At 70.2% G+C, this 12288-nt stretch carries 13 protein-coding genes and 2 pseudogenes; 6 read left to right on the forward strand and 9 right to left on the reverse strand.

From position 1 onward, the window contains the following. The 3 genes and pseudogenes from QSG27_RS23825 to QSG27_RS23835 all read right to left on the reverse strand — a co-directional run. A pseudogene (locus QSG27_RS23825) lies at window positions 1-248 on the reverse strand (ABC transporter permease); the annotation flags it as partial. A 4-nt stretch (window positions 249-252) separates the two neighbouring features. Next, window positions 253-1173 carry a glycine betaine ABC transporter substrate-binding protein OsmF gene (gene osmF / locus QSG27_RS23830; RefSeq protein ID WP_306710529.1) on the reverse strand — a complete coding sequence of 307 codons (921 nt, stop codon included), beginning with the start codon at window positions 1171-1173 and terminating at the stop codon, window positions 253-255. A gap of 121 nt (window positions 1174-1294) precedes the next feature. Then, window positions 1295-2167: a branched-chain amino acid aminotransferase gene (locus tag QSG27_RS23835; RefSeq protein WP_306710531.1), complete on the reverse strand. Its 873-nt coding sequence runs from the start codon at window positions 2165-2167 to the stop codon at window positions 1295-1297. A gap of 140 nt (window positions 2168-2307) precedes the next feature. Between QSG27_RS23835 and QSG27_RS23840 the strand changes: the two genes are divergently transcribed. Beyond that, complete coding sequence (locus tag QSG27_RS23840; RefSeq protein WP_306710533.1) at window positions 2308-2820, forward strand: MarR family winged helix-turn-helix transcriptional regulator; 513 nt, start codon at window positions 2308-2310, stop codon at window positions 2818-2820. 40 nt (window positions 2821-2860) lie between these two features. Here QSG27_RS23840 and QSG27_RS23845 read toward each other — a convergent pair whose 3' ends face one another. Together QSG27_RS23845 and QSG27_RS23850 are read right to left on the reverse strand one after the other, a co-directional pair. After that, window positions 2861-3124: a hypothetical protein gene (locus QSG27_RS23845; RefSeq protein WP_306710535.1), complete on the reverse strand. Its 264-nt coding sequence runs from the start codon at window positions 3122-3124 to the stop codon at window positions 2861-2863. 154 nt (window positions 3125-3278) lie between these two features. Beyond that, complete coding sequence (locus QSG27_RS23850; protein WP_306710537.1) at window positions 3279-3485, reverse strand: cold-shock protein; 207 nt, start codon at window positions 3483-3485, stop codon at window positions 3279-3281. 324 nt (window positions 3486-3809) lie between these two features. On the opposite strand from QSG27_RS23850, the gene QSG27_RS23855 reads away from it, so the two are divergent. The 5 genes from QSG27_RS23855 (at window position 3810) to QSG27_RS23875 (ending at window position 8801) form a co-directional block, all read left to right on the forward strand. Next, window positions 3810-5954, forward strand: coding sequence for an ATP-binding protein (locus tag QSG27_RS23855; RefSeq protein ID WP_306710539.1), 2145 nt, complete (start codon window positions 3810-3812; stop codon window positions 5952-5954). Window positions 5955-6005: 51 nt separating this feature from the next. Beyond that, on the forward strand, window positions 6006-6704 hold the full coding sequence (locus QSG27_RS23860; protein ID WP_306710540.1) for a response regulator: 699 nt from the start codon (window positions 6006-6008) through the stop codon (window positions 6702-6704). A 31-nt stretch (window positions 6705-6735) separates the two neighbouring features. Further along, entirely contained in the window at window positions 6736-8097 is a 1362-nt protein-coding gene (locus tag QSG27_RS23865; RefSeq protein WP_306710542.1) for an ATP-binding protein, read from the forward strand. 20 nt (window positions 8098-8117) lie between these two features. Then, window positions 8118-8459: an HNH endonuclease gene (locus tag QSG27_RS23870; RefSeq protein ID WP_306710544.1), complete on the forward strand. Its 342-nt coding sequence runs from the start codon at window positions 8118-8120 to the stop codon at window positions 8457-8459. A 111-nt stretch (window positions 8460-8570) separates the two neighbouring features. Then, a complete protein-coding gene (locus tag QSG27_RS23875; protein ID WP_306710546.1) occupies window positions 8571-8801 on the forward strand; it encodes a hypothetical protein in 231 nt (76 codons plus the stop codon). A 58-nt stretch (window positions 8802-8859) separates the two neighbouring features. On the opposite strand, the gene QSG27_RS23880 is transcribed toward QSG27_RS23875, so the two are convergent. The 4 genes and pseudogenes from QSG27_RS23880 to QSG27_RS23895 all read right to left on the reverse strand — a co-directional run. After that, window positions 8860-9948, reverse strand: coding sequence for a TRAP transporter substrate-binding protein (locus QSG27_RS23880; protein WP_306710548.1), 1089 nt, complete (start codon window positions 9946-9948; stop codon window positions 8860-8862). Between the two features lie 144 nt (window positions 9949-10092). Continuing rightward, window positions 10093-11232 (reverse strand): hydrogenase formation protein HypD, encoded by a 1140-nt coding sequence (gene hypD, locus QSG27_RS23885; RefSeq protein ID WP_306710549.1) that lies wholly within the window; start codon window positions 11230-11232, stop codon window positions 10093-10095. A 119-nt stretch (window positions 11233-11351) separates the two neighbouring features. Further along, window positions 11352-11984 (reverse strand): SH3 domain-containing protein, encoded by a 633-nt coding sequence (locus QSG27_RS23890; protein WP_306710551.1) that lies wholly within the window; start codon window positions 11982-11984, stop codon window positions 11352-11354. 106 nt (window positions 11985-12090) lie between these two features. Further along, window positions 12091-12288: pseudogene (locus QSG27_RS23895) on the reverse strand (M1 family metallopeptidase); the annotation flags it as partial.

The raw sequence follows: 12288 nt of genomic DNA on the forward strand, positions 1-12288 counted from the left end.
GCCAGCACGCCGCCCCCCGTGTAGACGGCGTCCACGAACCGCCCGCCCCGCAGGAAGGGCACCGCCAGCAGCGCCGCCACCGGCAGCAGCGCCGCCCCGCTCCATCCGGCTGCCGCCGCGCCCAGCGCGATGCCCTTCCCCGACAGCAGCCGGTTCGGCGCGAAACCGAGGAACGGCAGGCCCAGCGCCGCCGTCACGGTGACGGCGGCGAGCAGCAGGGCGACGCGGTTGTGGATCAGCCGGGGCATCCCGTCAGTTCAGGAAGCCTTTCGCCTTCAGGTAAGCGGTGGCGACCGCCCGCGGGTCCTGCCCCTCCACCGCGATCTTCGCGTTCAGCCCGCGCAGGGTTTCGGTGTCCAGGGATTTGAAGACCGGGTCAAGCAGGTCCCTGATCCGGGGATGGGCGTCCAGCACGCCGTCGCGGATGATCGGGGCCGGCGCGTAGACCATCTGCGCACCCTTGGTGTCCTTCATGACCACGAGGTCCAGGGCGGCGATGGCGCCGTCCGTTCCGTAGACCATGGCGGTGTTGACTCCGGACGTGCCTTCCGCCGCCGCCCGGATGGTCGCCGCCGTGTCGCCGCCGGCCAGCACCAGGATCTGGTCGGGCTTCAAGGTGAAGCCGTAGGCTTTCTGGAAGGAGGGCAGCGCCGCCGGGCTTTCCACGAACTCCGCCGACGCGGCCAGCTTCGCCCCGCCGCCCGCGCCGACCCAGCGGGCGAAATCCTCCATGGTGGCGAGGTTGTTGGGCCCCGCCACGTCGCGGCGCAGGGCGATCGCCCAGGTGTTGTTGGCGGGCGCCGGGGCCAGCCAGACGACGTTGTTCTTGTCCCGGTCGAGCTGCTTCACCGTCTCGTAGCCGGCGGCGGCGTTCTTCCAGGCCGGATCGCCGTCGATGTTGAAGAAGAAGGCGCCGTTGCCGGTGTATTCCGGATAGACGTCGATCTCCCCGGCCAGCAGGGCGCTGCGCACGATCCGGGTGGGGCCGAGCTGGATCCGGTTCTCCACCGGGATGCCGTTGGCCTCCAGCACGCGCAGGATCATCGTGCCGAGAAGGCCGCTTTCGGCGTCGAGCTTCGACCCGACGCGGACCTTGTCCGCCGCCGCGGCGCTTCCCGCCGTCAGCAGCGCGCCAAGCGCAAGGGCGGCCACCGCCCGGATCACACGCCGCATCGCCCGCATCCTCCCGACCATCGTCCATTTCGTCCGTCAGGTAGGATGGGGAGACCCGGCGGCCGCGGCAACCCGCCCTTTCCGCCTGTGCGGTCCCCCATTTCGGAGACCTTCCGGCGCCTTACCCGCGGACCAGCGCGTCGTAGTCCTTCACCAGCGTCTCGCAGACGCGGCCCGGCGTGAAGCGGTGGTCGCCGATCTGGCCCACCGGGGTCACCTCCGCGGCGGTGCCGGTCAGGAAGACCTCCTGCGTGTTCGCCAGTTCCTCCGGCTGGATGTGGCGCTCGATCACCTCGATGCCGCGGGCCTTGGCGAGGTCGATGACCGTGCGGCGGGTGATGCCGTCCAGGAAGCAGTCGGGCTTCGGCGTGTGGATCTTGCCGTCCATCACCAGGAACAGGTTCGCCCCCGTCGCCTCGGCCAGATAGCCGCGGTAGTCGAGCATCAGCGCGTCCTGATAGCCCTGGGCCTCCGCCTCGTGCTTGGACAGGGTGCAGATCATGTAGAGGCCCGCCGCCTTCGACGCGGTGGGGGCGGTGTCGGGGGCCGGGCGGCGCCACGGCGCCCACATCAGCTTGATGCCGGCCATCTTGGCTTCCGGGCTGAAATAGCTCGGCCACTGCCAGACGGCGATGGCGACGTGGATGCGGCTGGCCTGCGCCGCCACGCCCATCATCTCGCTGCCGCGCCACGCCACCGGACGGACATAGGCGTCGGTGAAGCCCATCGCCTTCACCGTCTCGTTCGTCGCCGCGTCGATCTCCGCCACCGAGTAGGGCAGCTCGAAGCCCAGGATGCGGGCTGAGGCCGCCAGACGCTCGCTGTGCTCGGTCAGCTTGAAGACCTTGCCGTTGTAGACGCGCTCGCCCTCGAACACGCAGCTCGCATAGTGCAGGCCGTGCGACAGGACGTGCAGATTCGCCTCGCGCCACGGCACCAGCGCGCCGTCGTACCAGATCACGCCGTCGCGGTCGTCGAAGGGAAGGATGGACATGGCGGTTCCCACCTCGGTCTTTGGCCCGTTGCCCGGGACATGGATTGGAATTGTCGAAGGCCGCACTTGTTTCGCAGCCTTTGTTCGTTTATGTCTGGGTTATTGACCCATTTGTAACGAATCGCACCGATCACGTCAACATGGCTGACATAAAAGCGGGGGTGAACCAGCTTTTCCTGCGCGAAGAGGAACTTCGCACGGGCATGGAGCTGCTGTTCTACGCCTATCGGGAATTCACCGCGGAGCCGGACGAGATCCTGGCGCAGATCGGCTTCGGCCGGGCGCATCACCGCGTCATCTATTTCGTCGGGCGCTACCCGAAGATCACCGTGTCGGAGCTTCTGGCGATCCTGAAGATCACCAAGCAGAGCCTGTCGCGCGTGCTGGGAGAGCTGGTCCGGCAGGAGTTCATCCAGCAGCAGACGGGCGTGCGCGACCGGCGGCAGCGTCTTCTGGAGCTGACGGACAAGGGCGTGGAGCTGGAACGCCAGCTTTCCGAAACGCAGCGGCAGCGGATCGCCCGCGCCTACCGCATGGCCGGGGCGGAGGCCGTGGAGGGCTTCCGCAAGGTGATGCTGGGGATGATGGACGAGGAGGACCGGGTGAAGTTCGCCCCCCCGGCGCCGGCCCGGCTCGCCGCCGTGAAGCGGTAGGAACCGGGCCGCGGACTGCCCTGGTCAATCCTTGGTCAGGTCAATCCTTGGCCGGGGCGGGCGCCTCGGCAGGGGCAGGAGCAGCGGCGGGGGCCGCATCCGCCGGCGGGGTGTCGACGGCACCCTCCGCGCCCTCCTTGCCCGCGGCATTGGCGGCGCCGCGGCGGCGGAAGGAGGTGCGCTTGTACACCACGCTGTCGGAAGACCCCGGCGGGCAGTGAACGATCTTGCCCCCCTTCGCAAGAAACTCGCGGGTCATGGAGTCGAGCTCATTCCGATCCGCGCTGCGGTTATCGGATGCCATGCATGCCTCCTGTGATCGTCATCGTGCCCCTTGGCGCCGCACGGGCGGCCCGGCGGTCCGTGGGGCATGCGTTTCTTTTGTGAAGCGGCTGTTGCGGGATTGGGGGCAACCGGCCCTTGAACGGAGCGGCCCCGGGAAAATCAGCGCGAAAAGATCACACCGCCTTCAGGTTGGCCGCGGCGCTCTTGCCCTTCTTGGGGTCGCGCTGGAGTTCGTAAGACAGCTTCTGGCCTTCATGAATGTTGATGCCCGACCGCTCCACGGCAGAAACATGCACGAACACGTCGGCCGTGCCGTCGTCCGGCTGGATGAAGCCGTAGCCCTTGGTGGTGTTGAACCATTTCACGGTTCCAGTAGCCATCTGGCAGTTCCTTGAACGAGGTTGCCCGCGGCGCTCCTGCCGCGGGTTCACATCAAATCACAAAGGGGAAGGACCAGACGCAGCGACCTGCAGGCGGACCGTAGACCCAAAGAAATTCGACCCTCCTCACGTGGGGATCGAAAGGCCGGGATGCAACCCGATCCCATCCGCCAAGGCCCCGGGCGGCCGTCTCGCCTCACGACTTTTGCTCTCCCCGCCGCATCGGCCCTGCCCTTCGGCGGAGTTGTCCCGGGCTTGTTGCTTAGCCCATAGTTGCACCGCTTCGATTCTTTTGCTTTACACAGTCCTGAAGGAGCCGGCGGCATGCAGCGCGCCCATCTCGTGGCCGCTTTCCTGACCTTCGCCGCCCTGTGCGTCGGCGTGTCCGCCCTGTCGGTGTCGCGCGACCGCCACGCCACGCTGGATCAGGCCCGCCGCGAATTCTCCGCCACCGCCCATCTTCTGGACGAACACGCCAGCCGCGCCATCGAAGCGGGGGACGCCCAGCTGCGCATGCTGCTGGACGCGCTGGAACGGTGGGACCGCCGCGACCCCGCCGAAGGGCGGCGCATCCAGGCCGCGATGCGCGCCCGCGCGGAACGCCTGCCGCAGGTCGGCGGGGTCTGGGCGCTCGACGCGCAGGGCCGGCTGCTGCTGGACGCCGCGGAACACCCGGCCCCGCCGCGCGACCTGTCCGCACGCGACTACGCCCAGGCCCACATGGCCGCCACGCAGGGGCCGCCGCCGGGGCTCCATGTCGGTTCCCACCTGCCCGGCCCCAGCATCAGCCAGGGGCGCTTCACCATCAGCCGCGCCCTGCGCGGCGAGGACGGAACCCTGCTGGCCATCGCCGTGGCGGGCATCCAGAATAGCTACTTCTCGCGGCTGTACGGGGAGGCCGGCTGGGGCGAGGGCGCGCGGCTGGCCCTGTTCACCGGCGCCAGGGAGAAGCTGGCCGAATGGCCGCCGGACAGCGGCGTCGAGCCGCCCGCCGCCGCCTGGCCGCAGCCTTGGGACCCGCCGGACGGGCCGGCGGTGGTGGAGGATACGCGGATCACCGCGGCGCGGATGCTGAGCGGCCTGCCGGTCGTGGTGGTGGCGAGCCGCCCCCTGTCCGAGATCCTGGTCCCCTGGCGGGAGCGCGCGGCGTGGACCGCGGCGATCAGCGGCGGCATCCTGGCCGGCGCGTCCCTGCTGTTCGCCTTCGCCCTGGCCGGAGCCGGCCGGGAGGAGGCGGTCCGGGCCGAGCTGCTGCGCGCAAACCAGAGCCTGGACGAGCGCGTCCGCCTGCGGACGGCGGAGCTGGAACGGGCCCTGCGCAGCGCCGAGACGGCCAGCCTCGCCAAGATGAAGGTGCTGGCGACCGTCAGCCACGACCTGCGCCAGCCCCTCCAGGGTCTGGCCGCCTTCCACGAGCTACTTCTGAAGGAGGCGCCGAACCCGACGCTCCGGCAGCTCGGCGCCATGGCCTCCGCCTCGCTCCAGGCCGGGCAGCGGCTGCTCGACGATCTGCTGACCCTGTCGCGGCTGGAGGCCGGAGTGGTGCCGGTGGAGGCCGGCGCCCTGCCCCTCGCCCCGCTTCTCGAACAGCTCGCCGCCGAACTGCGGGCGGAGGCCGAGGCCAAGGGCCTGCGGCTGACTGTGATGCCCACCGCCGCCTGGGTGCGCAGCGACCCCGCGCGGCTCCAGCCCATCCTGCGCAACCTGCTGTCCAACGCCGTCAAATACACGGCGCACGGCGGGGTGGTGGTCGGGGTGCGGCCGCGCGGCGACACGGTGCGGGTGGAGATCTGGGACAGCGGCCAGGGCATCGCCAGGGCGGAACTGGGCACGATCTGGGAGGAGTTCTACCAGATCGGCAACCCCGCCCGCGACGGGTCGCGCGGCGCCGGGCTGGGCCTGTCCATCGTGGAGCGCACCGCCCGCCTGCTCGGCCACCCGCTGGACGTCCGGTCGCGGGTCGGGCGGGGGTCGGTCTTCGCGGTCACCCTGCCCCGCGTCCCCGCGCCCGCCGTCCCGCCGTCTTCGGCGGCGCCCTGCGCGGCGGAGCCGGCGCCCCCCGTCCGGTCCGCCGGGCGCCTGTCCGGGCGCCGGGTTCTGGTGGTCGAGGACGATCCGTTGCAGCGCAACTCCTTGACCCTGCTGCTGGAGCAGGCCGGTGCCGGGGTGATGGCGGCGGACAGTTTCGATTCCGCGCTGGCCTCCGCCCAGGCCACGCTTCAGGCGCCCTCGGCCATTCTCAGCGACTACCGGCTGCCCGGCGGGACCGACGGGCTGAGCGGCATCCAGACGCTTCGCGGGATTCTGGGACGGGATGTCCCCGCGATCCTGCTGACCGGAGAGCTGTCCGCCGACCTCGTGCGCGCCGCCAAGGCCGCGGGCTGCCTCGTGCTGACCAAGCCCGCCCCGCCCAACCGCATCCTGTCCGCCCTGGCGGAACTGACCGCGGGCGCCGATGCCGCGGCCTGACCGGCGCCGCTTCCCTTGGTGCGCGGCGCGCGGTTGCGCTACAGTCGCGCCATGACCGAAGAAGACCAGCCCCACATCCTGGTCGTCGATGACGACACCCGCCTGCGCGAGCTGCTGCGCAAGTATCTCGCCGGCAACGGCTTTCTGGTGAGCACCGCGAAGGACGCCGCGGACGCGCGGGCCAAGCTGGCCGGGCTGGCCTTCGACCTGCTGGTGCTCGACATCATGATGCCGGGCGAGACCGGGCTGGAGCTGACCGAATCGCTGCGGCGGGAGCGCGACCTGCCCATCCTGCTGCTGACCGCGCGGGGCGAGCCGGACGACCGCATCGCCGGGCTGGAGGCCGGGGCCGACGACTACCTCGCCAAGCCCTTCAACCCGCGCGAGCTGCTGCTGCGCATCAACTCCATCCTGCGCCGCCAGGCCAGCCGCCCGGCGGAGCCGGAACCGCCGCAGCCGGTCAGGCTCGGCCCCCTGATCTACCTGCCGGACCGCGACGAGCTGCGGGCGGGCGAGGAGGTGATCCGCCTGACCACGGCGGAGGCCGGGCTGCTGCGCGTGCTCGCCGCCTCCCCCGGCACCATCTTCTCCCGCGAGGAGCTGACGGAGCGCAGCAAGGTCGCCGGCAACGCCCGCACCATCGACGTGCAGGTGACCCGCCTGCGCCGCAAGATCGAACCCGACCCGCGGGAGCCGCGCTACCTCCATACGGTGCGCGGCGAGGGCTATGTGTTGAGACCGGACCCCTGACCGGGGCCGCCAGAGCATCAGGACCAGGGACATGACCACCGACACCGCCGCCGCGCCGATGCCCATGCCGCGCCGGGAGAAGACGGGGCTGCTGAAGCGGTTCCTGCCCCGGACGCTGTTCGGGCGGTCGCTGCTGATCATCGTGACGCCGGTGATCCTGGCGCAGGCGGTGGCGACCTGGATCTTCTACGACCGGCATTGGGAAACCATGACGAACCGGCTGGCCTTCGCGGTGGCCGGCGACATCGCCATGGTCATCGGCATGCTGGAGCACGATCCGACGCCGGAAGGCCGCAACTGGACGCTGGCCGCCACCGCCCGCAGCACCGACCTGATCGTGACGCTGGAGCCCGGCAGCACCCTGCCCGAACACCCGCCGAAGCCGCGCGGGATGCTGGAGAACACGCTCAGCAAGGCGCTGAACGAGCGGGTGCGCAGGCCCTTCGCCATCAACACCCGCATCACCCGCGACTGGTACGAGATCCGCGTGCAGATGCCGGACGGCGTGCTGTCGGTGATGTCGCCGGAACGCCGCCTGTTCAGCCCGACCAGCTACATCTTCATCCTGTGGATGGTCGGTTCGGCCATGGTGCTGTTCACGGTGGCCATCATCTTCATGCGCAACCAGATCCGCCCCATCAAGCGGCTGGCCGCCGCCGCGGACGCTCTGGGCAAGGGGCGGGACGTGCGCAACTTCAAGCCGGAAGGGGCGACCGAGGTGCGGCAGGCCGCCGTCGCCTTCCTGCGCATGCGCGAGCGCATCCACCGCCAGATCACCCAGCGGACGGAGATGCTGGCCGGCGTCAGCCACGACCTGCGCACGCCGCTGACCCGCATGAAGCTGGCGCTGGACATGATGGGCGACGGGCCGGAGGTCGAGGAGCTGCTGACCGACGTCACCGAGATGGAGACGATGATCGAGGGCTATCTGGCTTTCGCCCGCGGCGAGGGGACGGAGGCCGTGCAGCCGACCGACCTGACCCGCATCCTGAACGAGGTGGTCTCCGGGGTGCGCCGCGAAGGGGCGGAGGTCGCCCTGGTGGCGCCGGACGGGCTGACCCTGCCGCTGCGCCCCAACGCGACCCGCCGCTGCCTCGCCAACCTGCTGTCCAACGCGCGGCGCCACGGCGACCGCATCTGGGTGCGGGCGGAGCGCGGGGACGGCATCATCGACATCCTGGTGGACGACGACGGGCCGGGCATTCCGCAGGCGTCGCGCGACGACGTGTTCAAGCCCTTCTTCCGCCTGGACAGCTCCCGCAACCAGGCGACGGGCGGGGCCGGGCTGGGCCTGACCATCGCCCGCGACGTCGCCCGCAGCCACGGCGGCGACATCACGCTCAGCGACAGTCCCTACGGCGGCCTGCGCGTGCTGATCCGCCTGCCGGTGTGAAATTCCTGGGGAGCCCCGCCATGCCCGTCGGCCCGGACGAGTACCGCCTGATGGACGTCCTCCAGGGCGGGCGCTGTTTCTACTGCGGGGAGCCGGTGGGGGCGAAGGCGACCTTCGACCATCTGATCCCGCTGGCCTACGGCGGCCTCGACGCGGCGCCGAACGTCGTGCTGGCGCACCGCCGCTGCAACCAGCGCAAGGCCGACCGCCTGCCCACGGCGGAGGAGGTGGAGCGCTTCGCCGCCCAGCGCCGCCGCAGCCGGCTGGGCGTCTGGCCGCCCCTGCTGGCCCTTCTGGACGCCGAACCCGGCGACGAATGGATGACCGTCGCCCGCGCCATCGCCGGCATGACGAAACCCTGACCGCAGGCGGGAAGGACCGGGCGGCGACAAGCGGCTTGCGCAACCCGCAGCCTCCATGGAAACTCGGCGCCGTGTCGTTCGGGCTGAGTTGCGCAACCTTGGAGACTTGGAATGGCTGGGTACGACAACGCCGACGGCCCTGCGGGGCTGGTCATCCGCCTGATCGACACCGCGGTGAAGGCTCTGGACGAGATGTCCGACGCCGCGGGTGAGATCGCGCCGGACGTCGGCAATCTGACGGACACGCTGGTCGCCGCCCAGCGCATCGCCGACCGCGCGTCGCAGGACTTGCAGCGCCTGTCCAGGAAGGCCGCCGCGGAGGCCCGCGCCGCCACGCCGTAAAAGGAAACCGGTGCGGCGCCGGATCGCGCCGCACCGGTCCTTCCTCAACGGCCCATCATCACCGGCGCTGGCCCGCGGTGAAGGTAAAGTTGTCGAAGCTGTTCTCGGCGACGCGGAACCACAGGAATTCCTCGTCGCGGAACTTCTTCCACGGCTCGTAGATCTTGGCGAACTTCGGGTTGCCCTTGGCGGTTTCGTCGTACAGCTCGTAGGCCGCCTTGTAGCACGCCTCCATCACCTCGCGCGGGAAGGGGCGGAGCTGGGCGCCGCCGGCCACCAGCCGCTTCAGCGCGGCGGGGTTGTCGGCGTCGTACTTGGCGTTCATGATCGCCAGCGCCTCGAAGCAGGCTGCCTCCAGCGCCGCCTGATAGGGCTTCGGCAGCTCCTCCCACTTCTGCTGGTTGACCAGGAGCGACACGTTCAGGCCGCCTTCCCACCAGCCGGGGTAGTAGTAGTACTTGGCGACCTTGTTGAAGCCCAGCTTCTCGTCGTCGTAGGGGCCGATCCACTCCGCGGCGTCGATGGTGCCCTTCTCCAGCGACGGATAGATGTCGCCGCCTGCGATCTGCTGCGGCACGACGCCCAGCCTGGTCAGCACCTGTCCGGCGAAGCCGCCGATGCGGAACTTCAGGCCCTTCAGATCATCGACGGTCTTGATCTCCTTGCGGAACCAGCCGCCCATCTGGGTGCCGGTGTTGCCCGCCGGGAAGTTGACGACGTTGTAGCCCTTGAAGAAGTCGCGCAGCAGTTCCATGCCGCCGCCCTGGAGAATCCAGGCGTTCTGCTGGCGCGCGTTCAGGCCGAACGGCACCGTCGAGTCGAAGGTGAAGGTCGGGTCCTTGCCGACATAGTAATAGCTGGCGGTGTGGCCGCACTCGACGGTGCCGTTCTGCACCGCGTCCAGAACCTGGAGGCCGGGGACGATCTCGCCGGAGGCGAAGGGGCGGATCGTGAACTTGTTGTCGGTGATGGCGGCGACGCGGTGCGCAATGACGTCGGCGGCGCCGTAGATGGTGTCCAGGCTCTTCGGGAAGCTGGAGGCGAGGCGCCAGTGGACTTCCGGCGTGCTCTGCGCGATGGCCGGAGCCGCCAGGGTGCTGGCCGCGACGCCGACACCGGCGCTGGCAAGGAACGAACGGCGTTTCATACGGGAGTCCCCTCCTGTTCTTTTGTTCAGGAACGAAACTAGCAGCGACCTCCCGACCCCCGCAAAAACGTTAGCCGTGCAACGGGCGAATGGCTTCCCCGACGAAATATTTCGTGACAAACAGTTGTGAACTGAAACCGAAAGTTATGACGCCGCCGCCCGGTGATCGCGGAACCGCCCGTAGGTGTAGTGGGCGGCGCACCCGCCCTCCGCCGACACCATGCAGGAGCCCATCGGGTTCTCCGGCGTGCAGACGGTGCCGAACAGCTTGCAATCGCTGGGTTTCTTCACCCCGCGCAGGATGTCGCCGCACTCGCAGCCCTTGTGGTCGGGGACCGTCCGGCCCGGCACGGCGAAGCGCCGCTCCGCGTCGAAGGCGGCGAAGCTGTCCCGCAGGCGCAGGCCGCTGTCGGGAAGCGAGCCGAGGCCCCGCCATTCGAAGCCGGGGCGCAGCTCGAAGGTCTCGGCGACGATCCGCTGGGCCTTTTGGTTGCCGTCGCGGCTCACGGCGCGGGTGAACTGGTTCTCCACCTCCGCCCGCCCCTCGTTCACCTGACGGATCAGCATCAGGATGGCCTGGAGCACGTCCAGCGGCTCGAACCCGGCGATGACCACGGGCTTGCGGTAGGCTTCGGCCACGAACTCGTAAGGGCGGCTGCCGATGACCACGGAGACATGGGCCGGCCCGACGATGCCGTCCAGCGGCAGCGTGCCCAGCGTCCGCACCTCCGGGCTGTCCATGATGCCCCGGATGGCCGCGGGGGTCAGGACATGGTTGCAGAAGACGCTGAAATTCTCGAGGTTCCTCGCCTGGGCGGCGTGGATGGCCACCGCGGTGGGCGGCGTGGTCGTCTCGAAGCCGATGGCGAGGAAGACGACCTCGCGGCCCGGATTTTCCTCGGCAATGCGCAGGGCGTCCATGGTGGACAGCACCATCCGCACGTCCGCGCCCTCGGCCTTCGCCTTCAGCAGGCTGACCCGCCCCGATCCCGGAACGCGCAGAACGTCGCCGTAGGTGCACAGGATCACGCCGGGCTGGCGCGCGATGGCGATGGCGTCGTCGATCCGCCCCACCGGCAGGACGCAGACCGGGCAGCCCGGCCCGTGGATCATCCGGACATTGTCGGGCAGCAGGTCGGGGATGCCGTAGCGGGACACGGCGTGGGTGTGGCCTCCGCAGAACTCCATCAGGTGATAGGACCGCCCGGTCGCCGCCTCCCGCCCGATGGCGGCGGCGATGCCGCGGGCCAGACCCGCGTCCCGGAATTCATCGACGTACTTCATCGCCCCCGCCCTTTCGGCCTGCCGAACCGGCATTTGGACGGCGGCGGGGGGCGCTGGCGTTGATGCGGATCAAGAATGGGGCACGGGGGACGGCGACGCGCCCTCCCCCGTCCGTTCCCCTACTTCGAGGCGCCCATCAGAGGCAGCGACAGTTCCGGCCCCCGCCCCGAATCCTCGATGGCGATGGCCGAGGAGCCGGGGGTGCCCAGCGCCACGCTCACCGGACGCCCGTTGTTGTGGTTCTTCCACATCTCGTAAAGCGCCAGCGTCGCGTAGATCTTGGCCTCGCGGCTGGTGTTGTAGAGCCATTCCTGGGTCGGGACGACGCGCAGCGCCCCGTTGCCCGACTGCTCCACCCGCTCCGCGAAGCGGTAGCCGAGCTGGTTGTTGATGCCCGCCAGCAGCCCGTCGAAGCCCGAGGAGATGCGCCCGAACCCGGCGTCCGACGCCGCGGAGGACGCGCCGCCGAGCGTGCTGGGCGTCTGCCGCTTCACGAGGTCGCCGAAGACCCAGCCCTCCTCCCCCGTGCGCATCGAGCGCACGCCGATCCAGCTTCCCTCCTGCTTCAGCTCGATCACCTCGTCGCCGCGGGTGACGGTGGAGCGGATCGAGGCGTTGTCGGACGGGGCCGCGCGCAGGTTCACCTTCTCGCCGGTCACCGTGTGGATGTCGCCGGGGGCCGCCGCGGCGGGCAGGGCCAGCGCCGCCGCCACGCCGATGCCGGCCAGGGTTCCCAGGAAACTCGTCGTCATCCGAGACATGTGCATTCTCCCGCAGAACGCGCGCGACGCGCGCCGTTTCCCCTTACAACAGGCAAAGGCGGGGTATGCTCCAAGGACAGATGCGGGGCGGGCGGGGCTACTCGAAAGACGCACGCAACGGGCTGTCCCCGGCGGGCCAGACGCCGCGGTCCGCGGCGCGGGTGCCCTCGAAGACGAGCCAGCTCTGCCGGCCATAATGGGGCAGCGGGCGCAGCAGCGCCTGGAGCGCCGCCGCGTCGTCCGCCGCCACCGCCAGCACGGGGCGGCGGTTCCCGGCCCGGAAGGCCCACACCCG

Source organism: Azospirillum isscasi (assembly GCF_030849505.1).
In the GTDB taxonomy this organism is placed as follows: Bacteria; Pseudomonadota; Alphaproteobacteria; order Azospirillales; family Azospirillaceae; genus Azospirillum; species Azospirillum isscasi.

What these genes read in the sequence shown, in the direction of transcription:
- osmF (WP_306710529.1), bottom strand. Translation starts at nt 1,173, where the DNA reads ATGCGGCGTGTGATCCGGGCGGTGGCCGCCCTTGCGCTTGGCGCGCTG.
- QSG27_RS23835 (WP_306710531.1), bottom strand. Translation starts at nt 2,167, where the DNA reads ATGTCCATCCTTCCCTTCGACGACCGCGACGGCGTGATCTGGTACGAC.
- QSG27_RS23840 (WP_306710533.1), top strand. Translation starts at nt 2,308, where the DNA reads ATGGCTGACATAAAAGCGGGGGTGAACCAGCTTTTCCTGCGCGAAGAG.
- QSG27_RS23845 (WP_306710535.1), bottom strand. Translation starts at nt 3,124, where the DNA reads ATGGCATCCGATAACCGCAGCGCGGATCGGAATGAGCTCGACTCCATG.
- QSG27_RS23850 (WP_306710537.1), bottom strand. Translation starts at nt 3,485, where the DNA reads ATGGCTACTGGAACCGTGAAATGGTTCAACACCACCAAGGGCTACGGC.
- QSG27_RS23855 (WP_306710539.1), top strand. Translation starts at nt 3,810, where the DNA reads ATGCAGCGCGCCCATCTCGTGGCCGCTTTCCTGACCTTCGCCGCCCTG.
- QSG27_RS23860 (WP_306710540.1), top strand. Translation starts at nt 6,006, where the DNA reads ATGACCGAAGAAGACCAGCCCCACATCCTGGTCGTCGATGACGACACC.
- QSG27_RS23865 (WP_306710542.1), top strand. Translation starts at nt 6,736, where the DNA reads ATGACCACCGACACCGCCGCCGCGCCGATGCCCATGCCGCGCCGGGAG.
- QSG27_RS23870 (WP_306710544.1), top strand. Translation starts at nt 8,118, where the DNA reads ATGCCCGTCGGCCCGGACGAGTACCGCCTGATGGACGTCCTCCAGGGC.
- QSG27_RS23875 (WP_306710546.1), top strand. Translation starts at nt 8,571, where the DNA reads ATGGCTGGGTACGACAACGCCGACGGCCCTGCGGGGCTGGTCATCCGC.
- QSG27_RS23880 (WP_306710548.1), bottom strand. Translation starts at nt 9,948, where the DNA reads ATGAAACGCCGTTCGTTCCTTGCCAGCGCCGGTGTCGGCGTCGCGGCC.
- hypD (WP_306710549.1), bottom strand. Translation starts at nt 11,232, where the DNA reads ATGAAGTACGTCGATGAATTCCGGGACGCGGGTCTGGCCCGCGGCATC.
- QSG27_RS23890 (WP_306710551.1), bottom strand. Translation starts at nt 11,984, where the DNA reads ATGACGACGAGTTTCCTGGGAACCCTGGCCGGCATCGGCGTGGCGGCG.